At 73.4% G+C, this 25,388-nt stretch carries 26 protein-coding genes and 1 riboswitch; of the genes, 5 read left to right on the top strand and 21 right to left on the bottom strand.

Going from position 1 to position 25,388, the window contains the following annotated elements:
• Positions 1-1,142 precede the first annotated feature (1,142 nt).
• The 3 genes from GV126_RS11345 to GV126_RS11335 all read right to left on the bottom strand — a co-directional run bounded on the left by GV126_RS11345 (position 1,143) and on the right by GV126_RS11335 (position 4,260).
• Entirely contained in the window at positions 1,143-1,811 is a 669-nt protein-coding gene (locus GV126_RS11345) for an SCO2322 family protein (RefSeq protein WP_159665011.1), read from the bottom strand.
• Positions 1,811-3,067, bottom strand: a complete 1,257-nt coding sequence (locus tag GV126_RS11340; protein ID WP_159665008.1) for an SCO2321 family membrane protein — start codon at positions 3,065-3,067, stop codon at positions 1,811-1,813. The genes GV126_RS11345 and GV126_RS11340 overlap by 1 nt, the downstream gene beginning before the upstream one ends.
• Positions 3,068-3,192: 125 nt before the next feature.
• Positions 3,193-3,293: riboswitch (adenosylcobalamin-variant (AdoCbl-variant) riboswitch) on the bottom strand.
• 376 nt (positions 3,294-3,669) lie between these two features.
• On the bottom strand, positions 3,670-4,260 hold the full coding sequence (locus GV126_RS11335) for a TetR family transcriptional regulator (RefSeq protein ID WP_159665005.1): 591 nt from the start codon (positions 4,258-4,260) through the stop codon (positions 3,670-3,672).
• A 220-nt stretch (positions 4,261-4,480) separates the two neighbouring features.
• Here GV126_RS11335 and GV126_RS11330 point away from each other — a divergent pair, with 220 nt between their 5' ends.
• From GV126_RS11330 to GV126_RS11320, 3 genes are read left to right on the top strand one after another with little or no spacing between them, the layout of a single operon-like run.
• Entirely contained in the window at positions 4,481-5,926 is a 1,446-nt protein-coding gene (locus GV126_RS11330; RefSeq protein WP_159665002.1) for a glycosyltransferase family 4 protein, read from the top strand.
• Positions 5,920-6,654 carry a class I SAM-dependent methyltransferase gene (locus GV126_RS11325; RefSeq protein ID WP_028422331.1) on the top strand — a complete coding sequence of 245 codons (735 nt, stop codon included), beginning with the start codon at positions 5,920-5,922 and terminating at the stop codon, positions 6,652-6,654. The genes GV126_RS11330 and GV126_RS11325 overlap by 7 nt, the downstream gene beginning before the upstream one ends.
• On the top strand, positions 6,651-7,730 hold the full coding sequence (locus GV126_RS11320; protein WP_159664999.1) for a prenyltransferase/squalene oxidase repeat-containing protein: 1,080 nt from the start codon (positions 6,651-6,653) through the stop codon (positions 7,728-7,730). Before GV126_RS11325 ends, GV126_RS11320 begins: the two co-directional genes overlap by 4 nt.
• A gap of 45 nt (positions 7,731-7,775) precedes the next feature.
• Here GV126_RS11320 and GV126_RS11315 read toward each other — a convergent pair whose 3' ends face one another.
• Positions 7,776-8,069: a hypothetical protein gene (locus tag GV126_RS11315; protein ID WP_159664996.1), complete on the bottom strand. Its 294-nt coding sequence runs from the start codon at positions 8,067-8,069 to the stop codon at positions 7,776-7,778.
• 151 nt (positions 8,070-8,220) lie between these two features.
• Between GV126_RS11315 and GV126_RS11310 the strand changes: the two genes are divergently transcribed.
• Positions 8,221-8,787, top strand: a complete 567-nt coding sequence (locus GV126_RS11310) for a hypothetical protein (protein ID WP_159664993.1) — start codon at positions 8,221-8,223, stop codon at positions 8,785-8,787.
• Between the two features lie 106 nt (positions 8,788-8,893).
• Here the strand turns inward: GV126_RS11310 and GV126_RS11305 are convergent, their stop codons facing one another.
• The 4 genes from GV126_RS11305 to GV126_RS11290 all read right to left on the bottom strand — a co-directional run bounded on the left by GV126_RS11305 (position 8,894) and on the right by GV126_RS11290 (position 13,458).
• Positions 8,894-9,661 carry a DUF5336 domain-containing protein gene (locus tag GV126_RS11305; protein WP_185947821.1) on the bottom strand — a complete coding sequence of 256 codons (768 nt, stop codon included), beginning with the start codon at positions 9,659-9,661 and terminating at the stop codon, positions 8,894-8,896.
• 161 nt (positions 9,662-9,822) lie between these two features.
• Positions 9,823-10,836: an N-acetylmuramoyl-L-alanine amidase gene (locus GV126_RS11300; RefSeq protein WP_185947820.1), complete on the bottom strand. Its 1,014-nt coding sequence runs from the start codon at positions 10,834-10,836 to the stop codon at positions 9,823-9,825.
• 10 nt (positions 10,837-10,846) lie between these two features.
• On the bottom strand, positions 10,847-11,551 hold the full coding sequence (locus GV126_RS11295) for a class I SAM-dependent methyltransferase (protein WP_159664991.1): 705 nt from the start codon (positions 11,549-11,551) through the stop codon (positions 10,847-10,849).
• 173 nt (positions 11,552-11,724) lie between these two features.
• Positions 11,725-13,458: an MFS transporter gene (locus GV126_RS11290; protein WP_159664988.1), complete on the bottom strand. Its 1,734-nt coding sequence runs from the start codon at positions 13,456-13,458 to the stop codon at positions 11,725-11,727.
• 522 nt (positions 13,459-13,980) lie between these two features.
• Between GV126_RS11290 and GV126_RS11285 the strand changes: the two genes are divergently transcribed.
• On the top strand, positions 13,981-14,724 hold the full coding sequence (locus GV126_RS11285; protein ID WP_201299828.1) for a class I SAM-dependent methyltransferase: 744 nt from the start codon (positions 13,981-13,983) through the stop codon (positions 14,722-14,724).
• 68 nt (positions 14,725-14,792) lie between these two features.
• On the opposite strand, the gene GV126_RS11280 is transcribed toward GV126_RS11285, so the two are convergent.
• The 13 genes from GV126_RS11280 to GV126_RS11220 all read right to left on the bottom strand — a co-directional run bounded on the left by GV126_RS11280 (position 14,793) and on the right by GV126_RS11220 (position 25,379).
• Positions 14,793-15,425, bottom strand: a complete 633-nt coding sequence (locus tag GV126_RS11280) for a response regulator transcription factor (protein WP_159673555.1) — start codon at positions 15,423-15,425, stop codon at positions 14,793-14,795.
• A 99-nt stretch (positions 15,426-15,524) separates the two neighbouring features.
• A complete protein-coding gene (locus GV126_RS11275; protein ID WP_159664983.1) occupies positions 15,525-16,838 on the bottom strand; it encodes a sensor histidine kinase in 1,314 nt (437 codons plus the stop codon).
• A gap of 98 nt (positions 16,839-16,936) precedes the next feature.
• Complete coding sequence (locus GV126_RS11270) at positions 16,937-17,656, bottom strand: ABC transporter permease (protein ID WP_159673553.1); 720 nt, start codon at positions 17,654-17,656, stop codon at positions 16,937-16,939.
• A gap of 8 nt (positions 17,657-17,664) precedes the next feature.
• Positions 17,665-18,552, bottom strand: coding sequence for an ABC transporter ATP-binding protein (locus GV126_RS11265; protein WP_159664981.1), 888 nt, complete (start codon positions 18,550-18,552; stop codon positions 17,665-17,667).
• Between the two features lie 295 nt (positions 18,553-18,847).
• The gene (locus GV126_RS11260; RefSeq protein ID WP_236569954.1) at positions 18,848-19,300 is read right to left on the bottom strand and encodes a TadE/TadG family type IV pilus assembly protein; all 453 of its coding nucleotides are present in this window, start codon (positions 19,298-19,300) and stop codon (positions 18,848-18,850) included.
• Positions 19,297-19,743: a TadE/TadG family type IV pilus assembly protein gene (locus GV126_RS11255; protein ID WP_159664978.1), complete on the bottom strand. Its 447-nt coding sequence runs from the start codon at positions 19,741-19,743 to the stop codon at positions 19,297-19,299. The genes GV126_RS11260 and GV126_RS11255 overlap by 4 nt, the downstream gene beginning before the upstream one ends.
• 14 nt (positions 19,744-19,757) lie before the next feature.
• Positions 19,758-20,183, bottom strand: a complete 426-nt coding sequence (locus tag GV126_RS11250; protein ID WP_185948143.1) for a TadE/TadG family type IV pilus assembly protein — start codon at positions 20,181-20,183, stop codon at positions 19,758-19,760.
• Positions 20,183-20,503, bottom strand: a complete 321-nt coding sequence (locus GV126_RS11245) for a hypothetical protein (RefSeq protein WP_159664976.1) — start codon at positions 20,501-20,503, stop codon at positions 20,183-20,185. The genes GV126_RS11250 and GV126_RS11245 overlap by 1 nt, the downstream gene beginning before the upstream one ends.
• Before the next feature lie 39 nt (positions 20,504-20,542).
• Positions 20,543-21,427, bottom strand: coding sequence for a type II secretion system F family protein (locus GV126_RS11240; protein ID WP_159664973.1), 885 nt, complete (start codon positions 21,425-21,427; stop codon positions 20,543-20,545).
• On the bottom strand, positions 21,424-22,377 hold the full coding sequence (locus GV126_RS11235; protein ID WP_159664971.1) for a type II secretion system F family protein: 954 nt from the start codon (positions 22,375-22,377) through the stop codon (positions 21,424-21,426). The genes GV126_RS11240 and GV126_RS11235 overlap by 4 nt, the downstream gene beginning before the upstream one ends.
• Positions 22,374-23,861: a TadA family conjugal transfer-associated ATPase gene (locus GV126_RS11230; protein WP_159664968.1), complete on the bottom strand. Its 1,488-nt coding sequence runs from the start codon at positions 23,859-23,861 to the stop codon at positions 22,374-22,376. The genes GV126_RS11235 and GV126_RS11230 overlap by 4 nt, the downstream gene beginning before the upstream one ends.
• Positions 23,851-24,675, bottom strand: coding sequence for a CpaE/TadZ family protein (locus GV126_RS11225; RefSeq protein ID WP_159664966.1), 825 nt, complete (start codon positions 24,673-24,675; stop codon positions 23,851-23,853). Before GV126_RS11225 ends, GV126_RS11230 begins: the two co-directional genes overlap by 11 nt.
• Entirely contained in the window at positions 24,675-25,379 is a 705-nt protein-coding gene (locus tag GV126_RS11220) for an SAF domain-containing protein (protein WP_185948144.1), read from the bottom strand. The genes GV126_RS11225 and GV126_RS11220 overlap by 1 nt, the downstream gene beginning before the upstream one ends.
• Positions 25,380-25,388: the final 9 nt, after the last annotated feature.

The following is a 25,388-nucleotide window of genomic DNA, read 5'->3' as shown; positions in this document are numbered from 1 at the left end:
ACGGAATAGGAGATGATTAGGTGTTTTTTTTTTTCAAGCAGAAGCCGGCATGCGAGTTTTCTGCCTGTCTCGTGGGCTCGGAGTTGTGTATAAGAGCCAGCAGCGGCAGCGCGGGGGCGACCAGCGGGACGACACCGGGGTGCAGCGCCTGCGGGTCGCGGGCAGCGGCCAGGCTCAGCAGGGCCGCGACCGCCACGCCCGAACCGGCGACCAGCCACGAGCGCGGCCCCCAGGTGTCGGGGCGGTAGCGGGTGCGCGGGGTGCGCCGGCCGCCCAGCCACAGCCCGGCCAGCGCGGCGGCGAGCCCGGCACCCAGCACGGGCAGCCCGTAGGTGCCGCCCTCGGCGGGGAGCAGCCCGTACGTGCCCGCGCACACGCCGAGCAGCCCGCCCAGGGTGAGGGCGGCGGTGGTCCGGCGCACCGCGGGCGCCACCTCGGCGGTACGGCCGTAGCCGCGGGCGTCCATCGCGGCGGCCAGCGACACCGACCGCTCCAGCGCGCCCTCCAGCACCGGCAGCCCCACGTGCAGCAGCCCGCGCACCCCCCGGTCCGGACGGCCGCGCAGCCGGCGGGCCGCCCGCAGCCGCCGGGCGTCGGCGACCAGATGCGGGGCGAAGGTGAGCGCGACGACCACGGCCACACCCATCTCGTACAGCGCGCCCGGCAGGGACTTCAGCAACCGGGCGGGGGCGGCCAGGGCGTTCGCCGCGCCCACGCAGATCAGCAGCGCGGCCAGCTTCAGCGCGTCGTACAGCGCGAACACCAGTGCCTCGGCGGTGACCCGGCCGCCGAGGCGGATGCCCTGCGCCCAGTGCGGCAGCGGCACCTCGGGCAGGGTGAGCAGGACGTGCGTGCCGGGGATGGGGGAGCCGAGCACCACGGCGAAGCCCAGGCGCACCACGAGCACGGCGAGGGCGAGCCGGAGGAAGGCGCTGTAGGAGCGGGCCGCGGGGGTGTCGGGACGGCAGGTCACCACCACGTACCCGGAGACGGCCAGCAGCAGGCCCAGCAGCAGCGGGTTGGTGGTGCGGGTCGCGGCGGTGCCGAGTGCGAGCGCCCACACCCACCACGCCCCGGCGTGCACGCCGGGCGCCCGGCGCACGCGCGGGCCGGGCGGTGCCGTGCCCGTGCCGTCGGCAGGCTTACGCATGCCTGTGGCGGCGGGCCTGCCAGACGGCCGCACCGGCCAGGACGACGACGACCGCGCCGCCCGCGAGGAGCCCCACGGACGGACCGCCGTCCTTCTTCTCGGCTCCGGCCGCCTTGTCCGTCACGTTCTTCGTCGTGCCGGGGCTCGTCAAGGCCGTGTCGACCTGCTCCCCGCAGCCCTTGGCCGGGTAGCCGGCGATCGCGCACAGCAGCGCATTGGTGTCATAGCGCAGGGGCGGGGCGACGGCCGCCAGGGCCTCCGCCGTGGTGGCGTCGGCGGGGACCCGGGCGCAGACCCGGCGCGGTGCGGGCGGTGCCTCGCCGGACGGGGCGTCGGCCCGCGTGCCGAAGTCGAGGACCAGCGCGACGCGCTTGTGTCCGTGTGCGGCCGGTGTCCCGCCGCAGATGGCCGCGAACGAGGCGGTGCCGCGCGGCTCGGCCGCCTCCTGGGAGTCCTCGCTGACGGCGAAACGGAAGCCCTGCACGTCGCCGTCGGCGGGGCGGGCCGTGGACGGGCCCTGGGTGGCGTACGTCCAGTGGTCGCCGTCGCGGTCCCAGAAGGACCAGTACCGGTAGCCGACGGCCTGCGCCTGGCCGGCGCCCGTGCCCAGCAGGAACACGGCGGCCAGGAGCAGCGCGGACAGCGCGCGCGGGCGGCGCATCACGGCCGCCGCTCCGTACGGCCGGCGCGGCGCACGGCCACCAGGACGACGGCGCCGACGACCACGACCGCGCCGACACCGCCGGCGATCCAGGCGGCGGTGTGCCCGGAGTCGCCGCCGTTCTCCTCGCCGTCCGGGTCCTTCCGCGCGGGGCGCGCGGGCGCGGAGTGAGACACCGGCTTCGGGCCGGTGGCGTCGAGCGCTTTCACCAGGTCGGTGCCGCCGAAGTCGTGCGGGTCGGTGCCCGTGGCGTGGGCGGCGAAGATCAGCTGCGCCCAGGCGGCCGGGCCGCTCTGCCGGGCCCACACCGTGGCGTGCCGCTCCAGCCAGCGCAGCGGCCCCGCCGCCTGCCCGGCGCCGCCCTGGGCGGCCAGCGCGACCACCGCGTCGGCGGTGTTGCCGTAGTCGGGCTGGTCCTCGGCGCCGGGCAGGGCGGAGGTCAGGTGGCCGGTCGCGGCGAGGGCGTGCGCGAGGTAGGCCGCGCCGTTGGCGGCGGCCCGGGCGGGGGTGGCCGTACCGGAGTCGGAGCAGCGGGCGCTCGCGTGTCCGGTGCCCGCCTCGGCCGCCAGGCCCTGCCCGAGCGCGGCGACCACACCGGCGGCCGTGGCGTCGGCGTTGGCGGCCAGGGCGCCCTTCTTGTCGGGCTGGTAGGCGAACGCGCCCGCGCTCTCACCGGAGCACGGCAGGGCGAACGTCAGCAGCGCGTCGTAGGGGGACTTGCCGTCCTTGACCACGGCGGCGGGCTTCTCGCCGGCGGCGGCGAGCGCCCCGATGACGACCGACGTCGAGTTGGTGTCGCTGGGCCCGCCGGGGGTGTAGCCCCAGCCGCCGTCCTTGTTCTGCACGGACTTCAGCCAGGAGACCGCCTTGCCGGTGGCCGCGTCGTGGCCGCCGAGCGCGGCGAGGGCCTGGACGGCGGCGGCCGTGCTGTTGGTGTCGACGGCGACCTTGGCGTCGCAGGCGGCGGAGGGGTCGGCGCGGAACGCGGCGAACGCGCCGTTCGCGCACTGCTGGCCCGTCAGCCAGTCCACGGCCTGCGGGGCGGGCCGCACGCCCACGGTGTGCTGCGCGAGCAGGGCGAGGGACTGCCGCCACACGCCGTCGTACTTCGGGTCGGTGCTGCCGTACAGCCCGGCGGGGAGCGCGGGCGCCCCGGAGGGGGACGGCGAGGATCCGGCGGCGACGGCGGCCGGGGCCCCGATCACGGCGACGGCGGCGACGGCGGCCAGGGCCGCTGCGCTGCGGCGTATGTTCATGATCGGCGGATGCCTCTCCCTGCGGGGAGCCGGGCAGCAGGGGACACCCCCGGCGGCTCGGCTCCGTATCCCTCGACGGTGCCGTGCGGCGGCGGGTTCGCCGACGCACGCGAGCCGGTCACGCCCCCGCCCGGGGCATTCCGGCTCACCGTTCCCTGGGATGGGGAGCGGCATACGGTTGCGGGTCAGCGCCGGATTTTCACCGGCTTCCCCCCGAACAGGCGTGATGACGACCGGGCCACTTTACCGACCCGGGAAAACCGGGCGGCCACGAGCATCGGGCAGCAGGGAGGTATGCCCTGGTTGTCGACAAAAAATCTTGCTTCGGGGGGTTCCATCCCGATGTGAGCCGACTAACATAAAAAGTGCCTACGGGGCGAGTGAGGGAGTTCGACCGGAGTAGCCGACTTGGGCGAGACGCCGCAAGGCATCCGCCGAGGCCGACGTCGACGGTCGGGCTGAGAGGCCGGAAGGTCGCAAGACCGGAAGGCGACCCCCAATACCTGATCCGGACAATACCGGCGAAGGGAACCCGTCTCGTAGGTTTTTTCGTGCCCGGGCCTTACTCGTGCCCGGGCTCTTCTCGTACCGGGACGAGCGCCTCAGTCCACCTGTCCGATCAGTCGGCAGGCCGTCTCCACGTCGGCCTGCACCTGGGCGATCGAGGCGCGGCCCGAGAGCCAGGCGATCAGGGCCGAGTGCCAGGTGTGCTCGATCACGCGGACCGCGGACAGCTGCCCGGGCGTCGGCTCGGGGCGGTCCATCGCGTCCAGGATGATCGCCGTGGTCAGGCGGGAGACCTGATCGACCTCCCGGCTCACGCTGCGGTCCGCGAACGTCAGGGCGCGCACCATCGCCTCCGCCAGCTGCGGCTCGCCCTGCAGCGCCCGGAAGGCGCCCATGAGCGTCTGCGCGACCCGTTCGGCCGGGCCCGCACCGGACGGCGGCTTCTTGCGCAGCGTGCCGTGCATCCGCTCCAGCTGGTCCTGCATGATCGCGACCAGCAGGTGCACCTTCGACGGGAAGTACCGGTACAGCGTGCCGAGCGCCACCTGCGAGGACTCCGCGACCTCCCGCATCTGCACCGCCTCGAAGCCGCCCCGGCAGGCCAGCCGGGTGCCGGCGCGCAGGATGCGGCGACGGCGCTCCTCCTGCCGCGCGGTGGCGGTCGGCGGCTTGGCTCGCGCAGGCATGGGTCCCGTTCCGTGACGGTCGGTGAAGGCCGGGTGATCGGACAGTGCGGCAGGCGCCGGGCACCGCGCGAGCCGTGGCGCGAATCACCCGATCCCCTGCTCACAGCGGGGCTACCTGCCGGTAGATTCGGAGCCTCCTGAACGATCAAGTCTGAAACTTGTTCTAGATTAGCGTCCCCGCGTACCCTCGCGGGACAGTGCAGTCAGAAGGGGGCCCGGAGTGACCGCTGAGGCCAGTCAGGCGGGGTCCCCCGCGGACCTCGCCGCGGACGGCGGGCGACCGCTCACCATCGCGCTCCTGACCTACAAGGGAAACCCGTTCTGCGGCGGCCAGGGCGTCTACGTCCGCCACCTCTCGCGCGAGCTGGCCCGGCTCGGCCACCGCGTCGAGGTGATCGGCGCCCAGCCCTACCCCGTGCTCGACGAGGACGAGGACTACCCGGGCAGCCTGCGCCTGACCGAGCTGCCCAGCCTCGACCTGTACCGCCAGCCGGACCCGTTCCGCACCCCGGCGCGCGAGGAGTACCGCGACTGGATCGACGCGCTGGAGGTCGCCACCATGTGGAGCGGCGGCTTCCCCGAGCCGCTGACGTTCTCCCTGCGCGCCCGCCGCCATCTGCGCGCCCGCCGCGGGCAGTTCGACGTCGTGCACGACAACCAGACGCTCGGCTACGGCCTCCTCGGCGACGTCGGGGCGCCGCTGGTGACCACCGTCCACCACCCCATCACCGTGGACCGGCAGTTGGAGCTGGACGCCGCCGACACCTGGCAGCGGCGCTGGTCGGTCAAGCGCTGGTACGCCTTCACCCGCATGCAGAAGCGCGTCGCGCGCCGGCTGCCCTCCGTGCTCACCGTCTCCGGCACCTCCCGGCAGGAGATCGTCGACCACCTGGGCGTACGCCCCGACCGCGTCCACGTCGTCCACATCGGCGCCGACACCGACCTGTTCTCCCCCGATCCGTCGGTGCGGCAGGTGCCGGGCCGCATCGTGACCACCTCCAGCGCCGACGTGCCGCTCAAGGGTCTGGTGTTCCTCGTCGAGGCGCTGGCGAAGGTGCGCGCCGAACACCCCGACGCGCACCTCGTCGTCGTCGGCAAGCGCGCCGAGGACGGACCGGTCGCGCAGGCCATCGAGCGCTACGGCCTCGACGGCGCCGTCCGCTTCGTCAAGGGCATCTCCGACGCCGAACTGGTCGACCTGGTGCGCTCCGCCGAGGTCGCCTGCGTGCCGTCGCTGTACGAGGGCTTCTCCCTGCCGGCGGCCGAGGCCATGGCCACCGGAACGCCGCTGGTCGCCACGACCGGCGGGGCGATCCCCGAGGCCGCCGGGCGGGACGGCGAGACCTGCCTGGCGGTGCCGCCCGGCGACGCCGGCGCCCTGGCCGCCGCGCTGAGCAGACTGCTGGGCGACGGCGGGCTGCGGGAGCGGCTCGGCCGCGCGGGCCGCGAGCGGGTGCTGCGCCACTTCACCTGGGCGCGGGCCGCCGAAGGCACGGTGGCCCACTACCGCGAGGCCGTCGCCCGCCGCTCCCCGGGTCCGCACCGCACGGCGGCCCGGACTCCCGGCCGCCCGGCGGCCTCACCGAGTGTTGCGTCCGCGACCCCGACGAGCGTCGCCCCCGCGGCCGCAGAGGATGTCTACTCCGAAAGCAGGGCCACGTGCTGACCGTCGACTTCTCCCGGTTCCCGCTCGCGCCGGGCGACCGCGTCCTGGACCTCGGCTGCGGTGCCGGCCGGCACGCCTTCGAGTGCTACCGGCGCGGCGCCCGCGTGGTGGCGCTGGACCGCAACGGCGAGGAGATCCGCGAGGTCGCCAAGTGGTTCGCGGCGATGAAGGAGGCCGGCGAGGCGCCCGCCGGGGCCACCGCCACCGCCATGGAGGGCGACGCGCTCGCCCTGCCCTTCCCCGACGAGTCCTTCGACGTCGTCATCATCTCCGAGGTGATGGAGCACATCCCCGACGACAAGGGCGTGCTCGCCGAGATGGTCCGCGTGCTCAAGCCGGGCGGGCGCATCGCCGTCACCGTGCCGCGCTACGGCCCGGAGAAGGTGTGCTGGGCGCTGTCCGACGCCTACCACGAGGTCGAGGGCGGCCACATCCGCATCTACAAGGCCGACGAACTCCTCGCCAAGATGCGCGAGGCCGGCCTGAAGCCGTACGGCACCCACCACGCCCACGCCCTGCACGCCCCGTACTGGTGGCTGAAGTGCGCCTTCGGCGTCGACAACGACAAGGTGCTGCCCGTGCGGGCGTACCACAAGCTGCTGGTCTGGGACATCATGAAGAAGCCGCTGGCCACCCGCGTGGCCGAGCAGGCCCTCAACCCGCTGATCGGCAAGAGCTTCGTGGCGTACGCGACCAAGCCGCACCTGCCGCGGGCGGCCGCCGCGTGACCACGCCCCGCACGCAGCACCTGGTCCTGCCCGGGGTCCTCACCGCCGAGCAGGCCGCCGCCACCGTGCGCGGCATCCTCGCCGTGCAGCGCGAGGACGGCGCGATCCCCTGGTTCCGCGGCCACCACCTCGACCCGTGGGACCACGTCGAGGCCGCGATGGCGCTGGACGCGGCCGGCGAGCACGAGGCCGCCGAGCGCGCCTACGCCTGGCTGGCCCGCCACCAGCTGCCGGACGGCTCCTGGTACGCGGCCTACGCCGACGGCGCGCACGACGACGTCACCGACCGGGGCCGGGAGACCAACTTCGTCGCCTATCCCGCCGTCGGCGTGTGGCACCACTACCTGTCCACCGGCGACGACACCTTCCTGGACCGGATGTGGCCGGTGGTGTACGCCGCCGTGGAGTTCGTGCTGCGGCTGCAGCAGCCCGGCGGGCAGATCGGCTGGCGGTACGAGGACGACGGCACCGCCACCGCCGACGCCCTGCTGACCGGGTCCTCCTCCGTCCACCACGCGCTGTGCTGCGCGCTGGCGATCGCCGAGCAGCGCGAGGAGCCGCAGCCCGACTGGGAGTTGGCGGTGGGCGCGCTGCGCCACGCGATCCGCCGGCACCCGGAGCGGTTCCTCGACAAGGACCGCTACTCGATGGACTGGTACTACCCGGTGCTCGGCGGCGCGCTGACCGGCGTGGCGGCCAAGGAGCGCATGGAGGAGCGCTGGGACCGATTCGTGGTGCCCGGCCTCGGGGTGCGCTGCGTGGTGCCCAACCCGTGGGTGACCGGCGGGGAGTCCGCCGAACTCGCCCTGACGCTGTGGGCGGTGGGCGAGTCCGACCGCGCCCTGGAGGTGCTGCAGTCCATCCAGCACCTGCGCGATCCCGACAGCGGCCTGTACTGGACGGGCTACGTCTTCGAGGACGACGCCATATGGCCCCGCGAGCTGACCACGTGGACCGCGGGCTCGCTGCTGCTGGCCGTCGCCGCGCTCGGCGGACACGAGGCCACCTGCACGGTCTTCTCCGCCGACCGGCTGCCCAGGGGACTGGACGCGGACGACGCCGACTGCTGCGCCTGAGGACGCGAGGACACGCGCCCGCGCCGCCCGGCGCCCCGTGGCCGTTCAGTGCCGGTGCAGCCGGCCCGCGACGGCGTGCCCGACGAACAGGTAGACCACCGCGGCCAGACCGTACCCGGCGACGACCCGGGCCCAGGCCGCGTCGAAGGTGAACAGGTCCCGCGACCAGCCCGCGAGCCAGTTCGCCGCCTCGTGGACGAACCGCACCAGGTCGTTGGCCCGGTTGGCGTCCAGCAGGTACATCAGTATCCACAGCCCGAGGATGACGGCCATGATGTCCGCGACCACCGCGATGACCGTCCCCGCCGGGGTGGAACCCGTGCGATATCGAGAGGACATGCCCTTCGTCTGGCCCGCGGGCGCCCGCTGAAACCCGCGACGGGCACGGAAGGTGACGCCGGCACCACACCCGGTGTCCCGTTTCAGCGCCGCCCCGAAGGTTCACACGGACCCCCGGAGTACCCCCAGCAACACCCTTCGGGAGGACACCGTGCCCGTACCGATACGGCGCCTCGCAGTGGCGCTCACCCTCTGCTGCGCCCTGCTCGCCGGCTCCGCCGGGTGGTCGACCGCCCAGAGCGACGGGCAGCACAGCCGGCCGACCGCCACGGCCGTCGCCGACGAGCCGAGCCCGACCACCTCCGCGGAGCGGCAGAAGTTCGCCAAGACGCGCTTCGTGGCGAACGCGGCGCTCGCCGCCGGGGCCACCTACGAGTGGATCTGGAAACCGTACAAGGAGGGCAAGTTCAAGAAGGGCGCGCCGCACCGCAAGACCACGCTCGTCAAGGCGGGCCTGGCGGGCGCGTTCACGTACAACCGGCTCAAGGCGGCCGTGCGCAACGCCCAGGGCGACCCGACGCTGTCCAAGGCGCTGGCCCCGCTGAACTCGGCCATCGCCGGGCTGAGGGACCTGCCGTCCAAGCTCCGCAAGGGTGACGGCTCGGCGGCCGGCAGCTTCAACGACACCATCAACAAGGTGAAGGACGCGGGCAAGAGCGCGGGCGCCCCGGTCAAGGACAAGGTGCCGTCGGCCTCGCAGCTCCGGAGCGGTTCCTAGACCGGGGAGCGGTTCCTGGACCGCCGGCGCGCGGGCGCCCACGGCAACGGCCCCCCGCCCGTGGGGGCGAGGGGCCGTGGCGCCGCGGTCGGCGGCGCGGGGCGGGTCAGCCGCGCTGGATGTTCGAGGTGTCCTGCAGCACGCCGCGCCGGCCGTCCTGCATCTCGGTCAGCAGGCCCTGGCCGCGCTGCTCGACCGCCAGGTACCACACGCCCGGCGAGAGTTCGGCGATCGGCGCGGGCGAGCCGTCCTCGGCGTACAGCGGACGCGGCGCCGGCACCGCGAACCAGAACGGCGAGAACGCCGCCGCCTGCTGGGCCTGCTGGGCCTGCTGCGGCTGGGCCGCGCCGTAGGACTGGCCCGGCTGCGGCTGGCCGCCGTACGACGGCTGCGGGCCGCCCGGGTAGCCGTAACCGCCCGGCGGCTGCGCCCCGTACGGCTGCGGCGCGACCGGCTTGGGCGCCGGGATCAGGGCCGCCTGCAGGGCCGGGACCAGCGGGCCGGCGACGGCCGCGGCGGCCGCCACGAGCGCGGCGACGAAGCCGAGGATCAGACCGGAGCCGGCGCTGATCGAAGTGGGGGTGTCCACCAGGTACCAGAAGAGCACCCAGGCCGACAGGACCGTGAACGCCGTGCCCACCGGGCCCGGCTCCAGACCGGCCACCTTGCGCGGCTGGGGCAGGCACCGGCCCGCGACGACGAGCGCGGCGCCGATGACACCGCCCATGTAGACGCCCAGGCCCAGACCGAGTCCGTCCCAGGCGTTGCCGCTGGCGAAGCGCGAGTCGTACGTGTCGAGGAACGACGCGATGAACAGCAACACCGCTGCTCCGATCACCACGCCGTCGCCCCGAGTGAGGGAGCGGATATTCACGTCAGGTCCTTCGTAGGTCGTCTCGTCGTCGGTACGTCGTCAAAGGCGTCACTGTCACCGGGGCGCCGCAGGGCCCTGGTGGGAAGCGCGGGGGTGGCCCTCATCGTACGGTGACACTACCGTCCGTCAGGGCGGCACGTCCGCCGGGAGCGGGGCGCCCGTCAGGATGCGCGCAGGAACGCCACGATTCCTTCGGAGATCCCTTCCGCCGCCCGCTGCCGCCAGGATCCGCTGGTCAGCCGGGTCGCGTCGGTGCCGTCGCGCATGTTGCCGCACTCGATGAACACCTTGGGAACCGTTGACAGATTGAGACCGCCCAGGTCCCGGCGCGTGACCATGCCGGTGCCGCCGCCGAGGTAGTTGGAGGGCGGCTCGCCGGTCACCCGGAGGAAGTTGCCCGCGATGCTCGCGCCGAGCCGGCGGGAGGCGGCGGCGATCGGGCGGGTGTCGGCGCCACCGGCGTGCACGGCCGCCGGGAGGATGACGTGGAAGCCGCGGTTGCCGGGCGCCGAGCCGTCGGCGTGGATCGAGACCGCCGCGTCGGCGTGCGCCTCGTTGCCGATCCGGGCGCGTTCGTCCACGCACGGACCCCAGGGCGGCAAGCCGTCGTCGTGGGTCAGTTTCACGGTGGCGCCCTGCTGTTCGAGCAGGGTGCGCAGCCGGTGCGCCACGTCCAGGGTGAACGCGGCCTCCGCGTAACCGCCGTTGGTGGAGGTGCCGGTGGTGTCGCACTCCTTGGAGTCGGTGCCGATGTCCACCTGGCGGTTGATCTCGGCGGTGTGCCGGGAGTTGCCCGGGTTGTGCCCCGGGTCGATCACGACGACCTTGCCCCGGAGCGGGCCGGAGGCGGCGGGCGCGCCCGGGTCCTTGCCGTCGTCGCCCGCGGCGTGCGACCCGGACGGCGACGGGGACGACGGGGACGCGGACGAGCGCGCGGCGGGGGAGTGCGGCGCCGACGAGGGGGTGCGGGTGCCCGTCGCGGGTGCCGCGACCGTCCGGCTCGCCTCCGGGTCCGGGCCGTCGCCCGAGGCGCCCACCGCCGCGTAGGCCAGCCAGCCCAGCAGCCCGCCGGCCGCCAGCGCGCCCAGGACGATCACCGGCGCGCGGCGCGGCCGGCCGGGCCGCGCGGGACGCTCGGGCTGCGGGGGATCGAACTCGGGGCCTGTGTACGACACGACAGCGAGCCTAGCCCTGCGCGGGAGCGGCCGTGCCGCATCGCCGCAGGACGCGCAGCGAGCCCGTCACCGACCCCCCGGTGAACTCCCCGGACGCCAGCGCCCCCCGGTACACCCGGTACGGGGCCTGCCCGGTGAACTCGTCCACCGGGTCCGGGAACACGTCGTGGATGACCAGCAGCCCGCCCACCGCCACGTGCGGCGCCCAGCCCGCGTAGTCCGCGCCGGCGTGCTCGTCGGTGTGGCCGCCGTCGACGAAGACCAGGCCGAGCGGGGTGTTCCACAGGGCGGCGATCTGCGGCGAGCGGCCGACGAGCGCCACCACGTGCTCCTCCAGGCCCGCCCTGTGCAGGGTGCGCCGGAAGGTGGGCAGCGTGTCCATCAGGCCGATCTCGGGGTCGACCGTCTCCGGGTCGTGGTACTCCCAGCCGGGCTGCTGCTCCTCGCTGCCGCGGTGGTGGTCGACGGTGAGCGCGGTGACACCGGCCCGCCGGGCCGCGTCGGCGAGCAGGATCGTGGACCGCCCGCAGTAGGTGCCCACTTCCAGCAGCGGCAGCCCCAGCCGGCCGGCCTCGACGGCCGCCGCGTACAGCGCCAGCCCCTCGTCCGTGGGCATGAACCCCTTCGCGGCCTCGAACGCGGCCAGGATGTCGGGTGAGGGTCCCCCCTGCTCGTCGGGCGCAGCCGAGAGCTTGGGGGAAGGCGCCGCGGGCATGGGGGTCCTTCCGGTCGTGCGGGCATCTCCGGGCGCCCATGCTGCCGCACCCCCGGCCGCGCGGGCGACCGGGGGTGCGGTGGCCTCCGTCTCCGAGCGGGACGGGCGGCCGTGCGGCACGGGTGCGCCTCCGTACGCGACGGAGGCGTCGCGGTGCCGGCCGGGCGCCGGAGTCAGGCCGTGACCGTCTCTCCCGGCAGGGACAGGTCCAGCTCGACGGGACGGTCGTCGCCGGTGTGGGTCGCCGCCGCGGCGTGCGGGCCGTGCCCGGCGGCGCGGGCGGCCAGCACGTACGGGCCCTCGGCCGGCACCGCCAGGCGGTAGCTGCCGTCCTCGGCGGAGAGCGTGGCGCCCGCCTGCCGGCCCCGGCGGTCGATCAGCGTGACCTTGGCGCGGGGCACCGGGGCGCCGTGGGCGTCCAGCACCCGGCCGTAAAAGCCCCGCAGCGCCTGCTCGGCGCGGGCCAGGTTGGCCTCCTCCTCGCTGCTGGCGCGCAGCCGCGGGGCGCGGTTGGGGCGCGGCAGGCACAGGGCCAGCAGCAGACCGACGGCGACGGCGGCGGTGGCGATCAGGAAGGAGACGTGGAAGCCGCGCATGGTGGGGACCGCGACGCCGCCCGTGTGGTGCGCGGTGTCGGCCAGCACCATGCCGATCACGGCGCTGGACACCGAGGTGCCGATGGACCGCATCAGGGTGTTCAGACCGTTGGCCGCGCCGGTCTCGGAGGCCGGGACCGCGCCGACGATCAGCGCGGGCAGCGAGGAGTAGGCCAGGCCGATGCCCGCGCCCAGGATCACGGAGGTGATCACCGTCTGCCAGGCGGCGTTCATCAGGCCGAGGCCGCCGCCGTAGCCGATCGCGATGACCAGCAGGCCGATGATCAGGGTCACCTTCGGGCCGTACCGGGCGGACAGGCGGGCGTAGACGGGCGCGGTGAACATCATCGTCAGGCCCAGCGGCGCCACGCACAGACCCGCCACGACCATGGACTGGCCCAGGCCGTAGCCGGTGGCGGAGGGCAGCTGGAGCAGCTGGGGCAGGACGAGCGAGACGACGTAGAAGGCGACACCGACCATGATCGAGGCCAGGTTGGTGAGCAGTACCTCGCGGCGGGCGGTGGTGCGCAGGTCGACCAGCGGGGCGGCGCTGCGCAGCTCCAGCAGGCCCCACAGCAGCAGCACCACGACGGCGGCCCCGAACAGGCCCAGCGTGGTGGCCGACGACCAGCCCCAGTCGCTGCCCTTGGTCACGGGCAGCAGGAGCAGCACCAGCCCGGCGGACAGGCCGAGCGCGCCCAGCAGGTCGAAGGAGCCCTCGGCGCGCATCGGGGACTCGGGCACGGTCAGCAGGGTGAGGGCGATGGCGAGGACACCGAGCCCGGCGGCGCCGTAGAACAGGGCGTGCCAGTTCGTGTGCTGGGCGACGAGGGCGGCGGCGGGCAGGGCCAGTCCGCCGCCCACGCCTATGGAGGAACTCATCAGGGCCATCGCGGAGCCGAGCCGCTCGCGCGGCAGCATGTCGCGCATGAGGCCGATGCCGAGCGGGATGGCGCCCATAGCGAAGCCCTGCAGCGTGCGGCCGACGATCATGGGCAGCAGCGCACTGGTGAACGCGCTGATCAGAGCGCCGATCACCATCACCGCGAGGCTGACGGTGAGCATGCGGCGCTTGCCGTACAGGTCGCCGAGGCGACCCATGATCGGCGTGGCCACGGCGCCCGAGAGCAGAGTCGAGGTCAGGACCCAGGTGGCGTTGCTGGGCGAGGTGTCCAGCAGCTGCGGCAGGTCCTTGACGACCGGGACGAGCAGGGTCTGCATCACCGCGACAACGATGCCCGCGAAGGCGAGCACGGGAACGACGGCCCCGCTCGCACTCTTCGCGGGCCGACTGGTCGTCGTGAGCGTCATAGAGGTATGGCCTCCGGGCCGTGAAGGTCGGATAGGTGGTCATCCGTGCGGGATAAGTGCCTGGTAAACCTCGTCGTCCGAGGCAACTATTCCGATGCTTCGAGCCACTAACGAATTCTTGACCTTTCCGAGACGAAGTGACGGGTCGTCAGGGGGTGCAGGGTGGCGCGCGGGCGGCGCGAAGGGGTGAACGGACTGCGGGAATCCGGTAGTTGGGGTCTGAGGGGCCGGGCGCCGACCGCTGCGGAAAGTGGGCCCGGCGCGGCCCGGTGCGCCGCCGGTACGGCCCGTGGGGCGGGTCGGACGGGCATCTCGGACAGGGACCGGGGTGATCCCCTCCGGCGGGGGGGACGTCATCTCCGCCCCCCGGGGCGTCGTACTCGGACCAGCGGTGGGCGTCCGGCGCGAACGGCCCGCCCAGGGGCCGGGGTAGGTCGTCCACGCCGGGGATGCTGCGGTCCACGGCCATCCCCTCTCCGCTGTCCGCGGGCCGTCCCCGGGCCCGCGGACAGCGGAGAGGGGATGGCCGTGGACCGCAGCATCCGTGACGTGGAGGACGTACTCCGGCTCCTGGACGGGCTGTTCGCGCCGGACGCCGACCGCTGGACCGAGGACGCGGCCGGCTGGTGGGACGGCTTCTACGCCGACCGCGGCCGGCCGGTGCCGTTCTTCGCGGCCAAGCCCGACGAGAACCTCGTCGCCTGGCTGGAGCAGGGCACCATCGGCGGACGCCGGGCGCTCGACCTGGGCTGCGGCCCGGGCCGCAACGCCCTGCACCTGGCCGCGCGCGGGTTCGCGGTGGACGCCGTGGACCTGTCACCGGCCGCGCTGGCCTGGGCGCGGGAACGGGCCCGCGCGGCGGAGGCCGAGGTGCGGTTCCTGTGCGGGGACGCCTTCGCCCTCGCCGGGACGGAGCTGTCCGGGCCGTACGACCTGATCTACGACTCCGGCTGCTTCCACCACCTGCCGCCGCACCGCCGGATCAGCTACCTCGCCCTGCTGGACCGCCTCCTCGCACCCGGCGGCCACCTCGCCCTGACCTGTTTCGCGGCGGGCTCCATGGGCAGCGAGCTGTCCGACGCCGAGCTGTACCGCACCGGCCGGCTGCACGGCGGCCTCGCCTACGGCGCCGACGACCTGTGCCGGATCTTCGCGCCGCTCACGGAGGTGGAGCTGCGGCGGATGCGCGACGAGCCGGAGGACGCGCCGTGCTTCGGGGAGGACTTCCTGTGGGCGGCGCTGTTCCGCAGGGAAGCCGCCACCTGAGCCCGTCGTGCGAGCCCGGCTTCCCGGCTGCTCCCGGCTCCCGGCTCCGGCTTCCCGGCTCCCGAGTCCTACAGCCACCCCTGTTGCCGGGCCTCCCGCATCGCCTCCATGCGGTTGCGGGTGCCGGTCTTGCCGATGGCCGAGGACAGGTAGTTGCGGACGGTGGACTCCGACAGGTGCAGGCGGGCGGCGATGTCCGCGACCGTCGCGCCGTCCGCCGACGCCTTCAGCACGTCGCACTCGCGGGCGGTGAGCGGGTTGGGGCCCGCGCTGAGCGCGGCGGCCGCGAGGGCGGGGTCCACCACCGTCTCGCCGGTGAGCACCCGGCGGATCGCGGCGGCCAGTTCCTCCACCGGCCCGTCCTTGACGAGGAAGCCCGCCGCGCCCGCCTCCAGGGCGCGGCGCAGATAGCCGGGCCGGCCGAACGTGGTGAGGATCAGCACCCGGCAGTCCGGGGCCTGCTCGTGCAACTCGGCGGCGGCGTCCAGGCCGCTCATGCCCGGCAGTTCGATGTCCAGCAGGGCCACGTCGGGCCGGTGCGTCAGCACCGCGTCCACGATCGCGTCGCCCGCCGCCACCTGCGCGACGACCTCCATGTCCTCCTCCATGCCGAGCAGCAGGGCGAGCGCTCCGCGCATCATGCCCTGGTCCTCGGCGAGCAGCACGCGGACGGACTTGGCGGGCCGGCGGTCCCGGGGCATCTCGTTCACGGCAGAAGAGTATGCGGCCGCGGTCCGCGTGGCCGGGGTGAAGCGGGCCGGAGCGGGGCGGGGAGAAGCGGGCCGCGGTGGAGCGGGTGGTCAGCGCGCCGCCCGCGGGGCCGTGGCCGCGGCCGGCGCGGCGACCGGCGGCTCCTCCACGTTCGTCGGGAGGTCCGCGGTGACCGTGAAGCCGCCGCGCGGCGCGGGACCGGCCCGCAGGGAGCCGCCCGCCGCCGCGAGGCGCTCGGTCAGCCCCTTCAGTCCGGTGCCGCCGACACCCGGCGCGGCACCCGGCCGCCCGGAGCCGTCCGGTGTCCCGCGGCCGTTGTCGCAGACGGTGAGGCGGACCCGCTCGGCCGCCCCGGCGACGGTGATCTCGCAGCGGTCCGCCCCGCTGTGGCGCACGGCATTGGTGACCGCCTCGCGCACCACCCAGCCCAGCAGCGCCTCGGTCTGCGGCGCCAGCGGCGGCCCAAAGCGGCGGACGACCGGCTCGATGCCGGCGGCCGTCAGGGCCGAGCGGGCCCGGTCCAGCTCCGTGCTCAGGCTGCCCTCGCGGTAGCCGGTGACCGCCTCCCGGATCTCGGTGAGCGCCTGCCGGCCGACCGACTCGATGTCGGTGATCTGCCCCAGCGCCGCCTCGATGTCCCGCCCCGCCAGGCGGCGGGCCGCCTCCGACTTCACCACGATCACCGACAGGGTGTGCCCGAGCAGGTCGTGCAGGTCCCGGGAGAACCGCAGCCGTTCCTCCTCCACCGCCCGCCGGGCCAACTCCTCCCGGGCGGCGCGCAGCTCCCGCACCGCCTCGCTCAGGCTCAGGATCGCGGCCGTCACCATGGTGGACAGGAACGTCGCGTACCCGATGTTGATGCCGTCCCAGCCGTTGTGGAAGGCGGCGACCGCGCCCGCGAACGCGGCCAGCGCCGGCCCGCACCTGCCCAGCCAGGGCCCGCGCAGGATCGCCCCGGTGGCCAGGCCCAGCAGCGGGAAGAACAGCAGCCAGTTGCCGCCGTAGCCCAGGCCCAGCCCGGTGGTCACCACGCCCATCAGCAGCAGTGCGACCCGCGTGGAGACCGCCTCGCGCGTGGGCTTGCAGAAGGCGCGGAAGACGACATACACGTACAGCGAGTTGAAGACGAGCAGGCCCGCACCGCCGATCCACGGGTTCGGCGTCTTGCCCTGGAGCAGGTTCGAGAAGGACCCCAGCCCCATCAGCAGCCAGGGCAGCAGCGAGAAGCCGCTGGGCGGCGGGCCGGGGTTCTCGGGCACTTGACCGGCCTCGCGGGCCGCCTTCCACTCGGCCTTGAGCTGCTGCTTGTTCTCCTGCCAGTACCGCTGCGCCCGGCGCGCCTCGTGGACCGCCTGCCGTACCCCCGCGATCCGCGAGGACGCGCTGCGCGACCAGCTGTTCATGATTCCCTTCCCTGGGTCGGAGGGTCCCCGCGTCCGGTCGGACGGGTCCCCACGTCGGTCGGAGGGTCCTCTCGTCGGTCGGACGGTCCCCGCGTCGGTCAGACGGTCCCCGCGTTGCGGCGGTACGCCAGGACAGCGTACGAACCGAACGCCACCAGCCAGAGGGCCGGAACGACGACCGCGCCGAGCGCCGGCGCGTGCCCCCCGGCCGCCGAGACACCCAGCTCGGCGATGCGGTTCGTGGGCGTGTACACCGCCACGGACCGCAGCCAGCCGGGGAAGAGCGACACCGGGAACCAGAGCCCGCCGAGCACCGCGAGCCCCAGGTTGCACACCATGTTCACCACGCCCGTGGTCTGCCCGGTCAGCCCGTAGCCGTTGCCCAGCCCGAGCAGGGTGAACGGGATCGAGCCGAGCCACAGCAGCAGCGCCGTCAGCGCCCACTCCCACGCCGCCAGCCGTACGCCGTCGACCAGGCCGCCCGCCAGCAGCACCGCGCAGATCGCGGGCAGCACCGTCACCGCACCGGTCAGCGTCCGGCCGGTGACGACCTGCCGCGGCGTCATCGGGGTGACCCGCAGCTGCCGCAGCCAGCCCAGGGCGCGGTCCTCGGCGACCCCGCCGCCGGTGTTCAGCGCGCAACCGATCGCGCCGTAGGCGGCCATGCCCACCATGGAGCCGGTCCGCCAGTCACCGTCGGCGCCGTCGCCGATGTTGGTGAACAGCAGGTACATCAGCACCGGCAGCGCGATCCCGCCGATCACGAAGCCCGTGTCGCGCAGGGTGCGGCGCACCTCCAGGCGCAGATAGTCCACGATGCCGCGCATCACACCGGCTCCCGTTCGCCCAGGGTGCCGGTCAGGGTCAGGAACACGTCGTCCAGCGAGGCGGGCACGACCTCCAGGCCGCGGATCGCGCCCAGCTCGGCCAGCGCGATCACCGTCGCGTCCGAGTCGTCGGTGCGCAGCCGCGCCCGGTCCCCGCGGACCTCCACCGCCCGCACGCCCGGCAGCAGTTCCAGGCCCGCGCTGCCGCGCCCGGCCAGGTCGAAGGCGACCAGGCTGCCGCCCGCGGCCCGCCGCAGCTGCTCGCCGGTGCCGTCGGCGACGATCCGGCCGCGGTCGAGGACCACGATCCGGTCGGCGTACGCGTCGGCCTCCTCCAAGTAGTGCGTGGAGAACAGCACCGTCCGGCCGCCCCGCGCGTAGGCGCGCATCGCGTCCCAGAAGGCGCGGCGCGCCTCCACGTCCAGCGCCGCCGTCGGCTCGTCCAGCACCAGCAGCGCGGGGTTCCCGGCCAGCGCGACCGCGAACCGCACGCGCTGCGTCTGGCCACCGGAGAGCCGGTCCACGCGCCGCCCCGCCAGCTCGGGGATCCCGGCCAGCTCCAGCACCCGGGCGACCGGCAGCGGGTCCGGGTAGCGGCCGGCCACGAAACCCACCAGCTCGCGCACCGTCACCCGGGTCACCGCCCGCGCCTCCTGGAGCATGGCCCCGACCAACCCGGCCCGCACGGCCCGCTCGGGCGGCCCGCCGAACAGCTCCACCGCGCCCGCGTCCGGCGTGTTCAGGCCCAGCAGCAGCGAGATCGTCGTCGACTTCCCGGCGCCGTTGCGCCCCAGCAGGGCGACCGTCTCGCCGCGCCGGATCTCCAGGTCCACCCCGTCCACGGCGCGCACCGCGCCGAAGGACTTGACCGCCCCCGCGAAGCACACGGCACGCTCCGTCGGTTCCGCCCGGTCCGCCCGGTCCGCCTGTTCGGGCCACTCCGGTCATCTGGGCAGCCACCCACGCCGACGAGCAGCAGCAGGAACACGCTGCCGGTGTCCTGCCGGTCCAGTAGGTGCATGACGTCGTCGTGGGTGGCTGCCCAGATGACCGGAGTGGCCCAGGCCAGCAGCAGCGGCAGCCCGACGACCGTAACCGCCAGGACCAGCAGACTCAGCACGGCCTTGATGACCCGCACCAGGGTGCGGCCGGCGGTTGCGGCGGGGGGAGGGGTGGTGCGCATCAGTTTCCTTCGTCGGGTGCCGTGACGCCATGCAGGAGGGTGGCCTTGCCGTGGCCGGTCACCGGCAGAGAGCCGATCCCGACCACCGACAAGAACTTCGTGTCGTAGGTACCGGTGACCGTGACGGTCAGCGTCCTTCCGTCGCCGGACACGCTGACCGTGCCGGTGGCACCGGCGGAGCGCAAGTAGGCTTGGGCTGCGGCGGCCGCGGCCTGCGGATCCACATCGATCGCCTTCCCGCTGATCGCGTCGGCGGGATCGATGGCCTGCCCGCCTGCCCGGGCGGCTTCGCCGGCGATGTAGTCCGCGCGCTCCGTGGCACGCATCTTGCTGCCGCCGTCGACAGCGACACCGGTGATCCCGATTAGCGCGATGACGCACACGGCGACGAACACGGTGACGCCTCCCCGGTCGTCCATGCCCGGTCGCCGGAACATCTCACGGATGGTCATCCATCACCCCGTTGCCTGTACTGGTCCACCACCGAGGTCGCCGTCGACGTGAGCGTCTTGGCTCCGGGCACGCCCGGGAGCAGGAGGTCGGACAGATTCACCGTGCAGGTCACGGTCACGGTGACCGTGCCGACTTGCCCCACCGGCACGCTGAGACCGCCGGTGTTGATGTGGACGGAGGTCGACGCGCACTTGATGCCCTGGTCGTTGAGGGACTCGGCAGCCGCTGACTGCGCGGCACTCTGGGCGGCTGCCGCTGTGCGGTGGATGGACGCCTCCCGCGCTGCGTCCTCAGCCGCAGAGTCGATCTTCGAGCCGGATGTGACGATCCGGCCGCCGGCGATCGCCAGACACAGAAACATGATCAACGCCGGGAGGACGATCGCCGCCTCGATAGCGGCACTGCCCTCATCGCTGCGCAGTCTGCGCGACCAACGAGCCATGCATGCCACGTGAATCACTCTCCCGGGACGGTCCAGCGCTCCACGGGGCCGGACGCCGACTGCGTGACGTGCAGGCCCGACAGACCCGGGATCATCGACATGGCCGTGCCGGACACCTGCACTCGCACCCGTTGTCCGTTGCTGCTGGCGGAGACGCTGTAGCTGCGCAGGCTGTCGCCGGCGGTGCGGCCCAGGACGCTGCGTGCCTGGGCCGCACCGCCGGCCGGGCTCGACTGGTAGGCCCGGGCAGCGCTGACGCCCTCGCGGGCTGCGGTCAGGGCGATCTGCCGGGCGTAGTACCACATGGAGGCCTGGATGACGGCGACCGTGGCGAGCAGCACGAACGGGAAGATGATCGCCATCTGAATGCTGGTGTCGCCGCGGTCGTCGCGCCATCTTCGTCCCTGCCACCAGGCCAGCAGCCGCTCGCGAGGACTCATCACAGACCGGAGAGCTTGCCGTTGTACTTGGCGATGACGACGGCGATGGTCCCGGCGATGAGGACGGCGCCGGTGACGGCGGCCACCCAGATGATGACGGTCGTGGTGGAGATGTCGCCGCGGTCTGGCCGGCGGGCGGCCTCCTGAAGGCCGTCCTGCATGCGCGTGGTCAGACGCAGGACCGCACGGTTGGCGCCTGCCCATGCACGCGCTCCCCGGCGGCCACGGCCCGGCCTGCGGGACGCGGTGTACGGGCCGGTGTGCGGGTGGGTGATTGCCTGGAGCACAGCACGGCGGGCGCGGGCTGCAGTGTGCTTCATGTTGCTTACCTCTCTGGAGCGTTGAACGAGTCGGGTGGTCTAAACGGTGAGCATGCGGATCACGGCGGGGAAGGCCATCAGCAGCATCACCAAGACGGCCAAGAGGGCTCCCGGCGCGGTCATCTTCTCGCTGGCCGCGTTCGCCTCGGCGGCTTGGTCGGCCAGCAGTTCGGCATTCAGTGCCGCGGTGCGGGCCCGCAGTGCCTTGTAGACGGCGGCACCGTCGGTGGCCGAGCCGCGCATGATGTCGGCGACGTCGTCCAGGACGGGCAGGTCGTACTGAGCGGACAGGTCCGCGAGCGCCTGGTAGGGCGGGATCTTCTCCAGCCGTGCCCGGCGCAGTGCGCCCTGCAGATACAGGAACGGCCAGCCCTCGCCGACGGCGGCGGCCTTCTCCAGTGCTTCGGCGGGGCCGGCGTCGGCGGCCCGCTTCAGGGCGACCAAGTCGAGGTAGGCGGACAGGGCGTGCGCGAACTCCTCCCGCGCCCGCTTGGCCTGGTCGCGCACGGCCAGATCGGGCGTGATGAACAGCAGGGCTGCGACGATGAGTCCGACGCCGGCGGGCACGTAGAACGGTAGGCCGACGCCCGCGATGATCCACGGGATCGTCGCGATGACTGGGCAGAGCAGACCCAGCGCAGCGAGCGCGGTCTTCTTGAGCATGAACTGGCCCGGCTCCTGGCCAAGCAGTGCCAGGTTCGTGGTGGGGACTCGCACGCCGGGAAGCCGCTCGAGGCGGGCCAGCAGCCACCGGCCCCACACCTCCTCGCGATCCAGTTCCGGCTCCGGCATCGTCAAGCTGCCTGGGGCACTGCGCTTGAGGGCAGGCCCCAGCGCCGGTTGGGGCTGCAGCAGTTCCCGGATCAGGAGAGCGACGCCGGCACCGACCGTGCCACCAGTGACAACAACGGGAAGCAGGTTCACGGCGCGGCCCCTTCCGGCTCACGGGTGGCGGCCGGCTTTTCCGGCTCCGACGCGGCCACGGGCAGCCGGACGGTGCTGGTCGGGTCGGTGACCAGGAAACGGGGAATGCGACGGAAGGAGCCCAACTGCCGCATCAAGGCGAGCACTCCGACGAACCCCGCCGTCAGGAACGCGAGCACGAGCTGGCCCAGAAGCGTGGAGTACGGCTTCGTGTACGACGGCACGAAGAACCCGGCCACTACCACGCCCACGGTGATGATGGTCATCCACCGCACGGTGGTGCGGGGCTTGGCCCGGTCCGCCTCGATGGCCCGCTTCTTGGCGACCTCCTCGCGGACGGTGCCCGACAGGTCCTCCAGCGCCTGCGCCAGGCCAGGCCCGCGGTCGTTGACTGAGAGGATGAGCGCCGCGACCACCTTGTCCGCGGTGACATCGTCCAGTTCATCGGCGAACGAGCGCAGCGCCATCTCCGGCCGCCACCCCAGGCGCAGCCGGTCGGACAGATTGACGATCTGCGGCGCCAGTTCGTCCGGTGCGCCCTGACGGCTGGTCATCATCGCCTGCTCAAGCCCCATGCCCAACCTGAGCAGACCGGCCAGCCGCTGCGTCCACTCACTCAGCGCCTCCAGCTGCCCGATCCGCTCCTGCGCCATCTGCGCCGGCGTGATCAGCCAGGGCACACCGATGACGGCCGCACCCAGCAGCGCACCGCCAACGAAGTTCCCTGACACCAGCCACACGGCGACGAACACCACGACGGCCGCGACCAGCAGGGTGCGCCGCCGCAAGCGGGCGTCCTCACTCTGGTCCTTCCCACCGCGCATGGCCGCTCTCCAGCGCACGTGCAAGGAGGCCCGGCGCGGCGCCGTGGTGCCCACGAGGCCCACCACGACACCGATCAACCCGCCGACCACGGCCATCCCACACAGCAGCCCGAACAGCAGCGTCATCGGCTCACCCCCACCTTCAGCGGCAGCGGCGCCTGCCAGGCCCCATACGGCTGCTGCAGCAGCGACGAGTCGAAACCGACTCGGCGCAGATCGTCGATGCAGCCCGGCTCCATCCGCGGCACCGCACGCAGCTCACCGAACTCGCGGCCGGGGGAGAAGATCTCGTTGGTTGCGGGCCGGCCGTTCTCGCCGATCCCGGTCAGTTCCAGGACGTGGGAGACGTACCGGTGACGGCGGCCGCCGATCTGCGTCTCGTCCGTCATGTCGACGTACACGATGAAGTCCAGGCCGTTCGCGGTCTGCCGGTAGGCGAGCTGCTCGGACAGGTTCTCCTGGGCCAGCGCGTACAGCTCGGCGATCCGGTCGAAGATGATGTCCGGACGCCGCGCATGGATGGTGCACAGGTTGCCGCCGGAGCCGTTGGTCAGCGCCTGCATCATGGCGACGACCTCGGGGCCGCGGACCTCACCGACCACAATCCGCTCCAGTGACATCCGCAGCGCCGGATGCATCAGATCCAAGAGTGTGACCTCGCCGGCGCTGCGCCCGGTGACGTCCTTCTCCCCGTTGGACTCACGCCCGACAAGGGAGACAACCTGCTTGTGGTAGCCGTTGGCGTGGCAGAACAGCTCGTCCTCGGTCTGGATGGTCGCAAACCGGCACTCCGGGTCGAACTCCTTGAGCATGGCCCGCAGCAGCGTGGTCTTCCCAGCCTTCTGCTTGCCCGCGATCATGATGTTCTTCTCGGCGCGCACGCACGCCCCGAGGAATTCGCGCAGGATCGGGTCGATGGTGCCCAGCCGCACGAGGTCGTCGAGGTCGGCGTGGGAGACGCGGTGGCGGCGGATGACCGCATACGTCATCGGCCCGAGCCCGGTGATGGCCTGCAGGCGGGAGCCGTCCTGCAGGGACAGGGCGAGGGTGGGGTTCGCCGTGGAGATGGTGCGCTCGCTGTGCCCGGATCCTCGGGCCAGCTCGCGCAGCAATTCGAGCAGTTCCTCCTCGGAGTCCGCGATCGGGCCGACTCGGCGGCGTTCGCCGTCGCCGTAGTCGAGCCACACCTCGCCCGGGCCTTGGATGATGATGTCCTCGACCCGTTCGTCGTCCAGGTACGGCTGGAGCCGGCCGGCCCGGAACAGAAGGTCGTACACGGCGCGCCGCAGCGCCTCGTCCTCCTGCGGCGTCATCGCCTGGGCATCCGACCACAGCGCGACCGCCTCGGCGATCCAGTTCAGGCAGCGCTGCTCTTCGCTGGCCCGGTCCATGTCGGGCTTGGTCTTGAGCAGTTCTTCGCGCTGCTTGGCGACCTGGGACGCGATCTCCCTGGCCACCCTGTAGTCGACGGTGATCTGCGGAGCCGCCGTGCCGAGCACGCGCGGGCTCGAGGCGGCACCGGCAGGCCGCGGTGCGCCGTTGGTCTGCTGCGCCCACTCCTGGGGCGGCGGAGCCACTGTGGGGTCGGGATGCAGGGGCCTAGCGTGCATGGGTCACCTCCCCGCCTGCTGTGCGCAGGCGTGGGTCGAGGCGTGCCCGGCGCATGGCGGCCCGCTGCGCAAGCAGCGTGCTGCCCGTGCGGGCGGCCTTCATCAGCGGCGACCTGGTGAAGTGGCGGGGCTGCTCGGCGCCGTCGGACAGCACTCGAGCATCCTTCGGCGCGTACGGCAGGGTGGCGATCACCGGCACCTGCAGCACGCGCTGCACTTCACCAGCGGGATACGGGCCCTCGTTGACCATCAGCACGCTCACGTCGCCGACCCGCTCTTGAAGGGCGCGTACCCGGCCCTCCGCCGCCTGAAGGCAGCGCAGGGTGTTGCGGACCACCACGAACACGGCGTCGGCCTGCTCAGCCAGGACCCCCGAGGGCCCGTAGGCGCCGCGGCGGCCGAGGTCGATGAGGACGTCGTGGCCGCTCTCGGCCTCGATGCCACGGAACATCTGCGCGAGGATCTTCCAGACCTGGCCGAGGCTCGCTGCCTGCGCTGGGTCGGTGAGCCCGGGCAGCAGCAGCCGGTTGCGCGGGGATTCGGTCTTGCCGTCGTCGCTGCTGAGGTCGATCAGCTGCCGCCAGAATGCGTCGCTGAACTCGCCCTTGCGGGCGGCGACCGAGAGGTTGCGCAGCCCGTACCGGTCGCCGAGCGTGCCCTGCAGCAGGCCGTGCAGCACGGCTCCGCCGTCAGGGTCGCACTCGGCCAGGATCATCCGCCGACTCGCCTCCAGCGGCCACGACAGCAGTAGGGCCAGCGCGCTCGTCGTCACGCCGGGCGCGCCGCTGCAGCCTGCGAGCGCGATCACAGCCATCAGTTACCGTCCGGGGCAGCGAGGACCAGGCGCAGCGTGCCGGCCGCTTCCCACGCGGCGGCTGTGGGGCCGTCGGTAGCAGAGGTGGCCACGTCGACGACCACGATGCCCGTACCGGGGGCGGCGCCGGACGCCTTCACCACCCGGCCGTCGATGGTCTGCGGAGCAGCGTCGGACGTCTTGCCGGTATCCGTGGTGCCCTGAGCCGGGACGTGCACCAGCTGCACCTTCTGGCCCGGGACCAGCGCGGTGGCGGGGATCTGCTTGGGCTCGAGACCGATCGGCACCAGTTGTTCGCCCGCCTTCACGAGGTTGTCTTTCGTCACCTGCGAGGGGGCGAGGAGGGAGCCGGGCTTGAGTTCCACGGCGGCCCGCTTGCCCACCACCGACTTCAGGTCGTCAGCGCGCACCGCCTTGACGGCCGGGTCCAGGGCGATGGACGCCTTGCCGAGGTCGTCCTCGGTGAGGACCTGGCCGACCTGGACGTCCCGGACCACGGTCACCACATCCGTGCGGTTGCCGACCTGCAGCAGCAGGACGGCAACACCGGCGCCACCGGCGGCGATCAGCGCCAACGACAGGGCGATGACGCCTGGGCGTCGCCTGCGGGCTGACACTCGGGGCGGCGCCACCGGAGTGGCAACGTGTCCCTGCTGGGGGACGCCGTTCGGCGCTGCGCTTACTCGTTCTTCGGTCTTGCTCAACTTTCTGTC

The sequence above is a fragment of the Streptomyces mexicanus genome (assembly GCF_902506575.1).
Taxonomy (GTDB): domain Bacteria; phylum Actinomycetota; class Actinomycetes; order Streptomycetales; family Streptomycetaceae; genus Streptomyces; species Streptomyces mexicanus.
This window is presented reverse-complemented; position numbering and strand designations above follow the sequence as displayed.